Annotated in this window: 1 protein-coding gene; it reads right to left on the bottom strand. The window is 71.8% G+C overall.

Annotation, left to right across the window (positions count from 1 at the left end; all coding sequences use genetic code 11):
• Positions 1–25: 25 nt before the first annotated feature.
• Positions 26–1,462 (bottom strand): ISNCY family transposase (locus ABD067_RS26295; protein ID WP_343898401.1); only part of this gene is annotated, 1,437 nt, incomplete at its 5' end.

Below are 1,462 nucleotides of genomic sequence, written 5' to 3'. Positions count from 1 at the left end.
TTGCTCCCGAGGTGCCGCCGCTGCCTCAGTCTGCCATCCCCGTTGCCGCATCCGCTGCACCCGTTGCCGCGTGGGGCGCTCTCATTGCCACACTCCCGCTCCCGACAGCATCGCCGGGGCCTGCCCCGAACACCAGCCGGCGGGCCGCCTCGCCCCGCCATTGCTTCACGCGGCGCTGCAGGGTCCGCAGCAGCTTCTCCGGGTAGGTGTCCGGCACATCCGCCTGCAACCGGATCAGCAACTCCCGGGAGGTCAGCCAGGGCTCGGCACAGAACCACTCGTGCAGCCGCGCCGTCACCGAGGCGAACGGATCCGGCCGCCGACGCCCTCTCTTCGCCTTGGATTTCGCCTGCGCCGTCGGGCGCACCTCGCCTCCGCGCCAAGCCGTACGCAAGCCCTTGAGGAACTCCTCCAAGGTCGGCTGCGTCGGCGCCCCATGCTCGCCGACGCCGGTCCGGTCGGCGATCTCGACAAGACGCTGCTGCGCCGCACGGATGTCGCGCAGCAGCTGCACCGGATCCAGACCCGAGGCCATGGACCGCAGACGCGCCCGGACCTCGTCCGACACCCGCGCGTCCTCGAGCAGCCGCTGGTGAGGTGTGGCCGGTGCGTGATACCGCTTCCGCACCACCGCGCCGTCGCGCGACTTCTCCGCCAGCTTGAACGAGGGCTGGAAGAAGTTCACGAACAGCCGCACCGGCCGGTACAGATCCGCCAACGCCGCTGCGGCCTCCAGCCCCTCGAGCCGCCGGTACCCCACCATCCGCCGCACCACGGCGCCGTTCTTCTGCTCGACGTGGGCCTGGTCGTTCTTGCGGTACGGGCGGCACCGGGTGAATTCGACCCCCGCGCCGGTGCAGTAATCACGGACGGTCTCGTTCATGAAGGCGGTGTCGTTGTCGGTGTCGAACCCGAGCAGCGCGAAGGGCAGCACCCGGCGCACCTCGTCCAGGACCTCCGTCACCAGCACCTGCTCGCGCACCAGCAGCGGCGCGCACTCGGTCCAGCCCGAGGCGATGTCGGTCAGCACCAGCGTCTGCACATGGCTGCCCCGGGATGTCGGCCCGCTGTGCGCCACCAGGTCGGCTTCGAAGAAGCCCGGCGCCGGGTCCTGCCAATCGGAGAAGGTCCGCACCGGCACGCTCCGCCGCACCGCGGCCGAGGGCGGCGTCCGACGCCGCGGCTTGCCGCCAGCCCGCGTCCGGGCATCCCGCAGCAGGCGGTCGATCGTCGCCGCGCTCATCGCCAGCACCCCGATCCGCACCTCCGGCGCGAGCCGCAAGTGGCCGTGCCGTTCCATAGCCTCGACCAGCACCGGCAGCAGCGGCCGCAGCCGCTTGCCGCAAACCCGGTCGGACGCTTCCCACAACACGATCAGCGCCTCGCGCATGGCCGCGTCGTAGACGCGGCCTCGCCGTGCTTTCCGCTCCGCCGAGCCATCCCCGCCGCGCAGCAGCCGCAT

The sequence above is a fragment of the Craurococcus roseus genome (genome assembly GCF_039523795.1).
Taxonomy (GTDB): Bacteria; Pseudomonadota; Alphaproteobacteria; order Acetobacterales; family Acetobacteraceae; genus Craurococcus; species Craurococcus roseus.
Note: the sequence above shows the minus strand (reverse complement) of the source record. Positions and strands in the feature narration are given on the sequence as shown.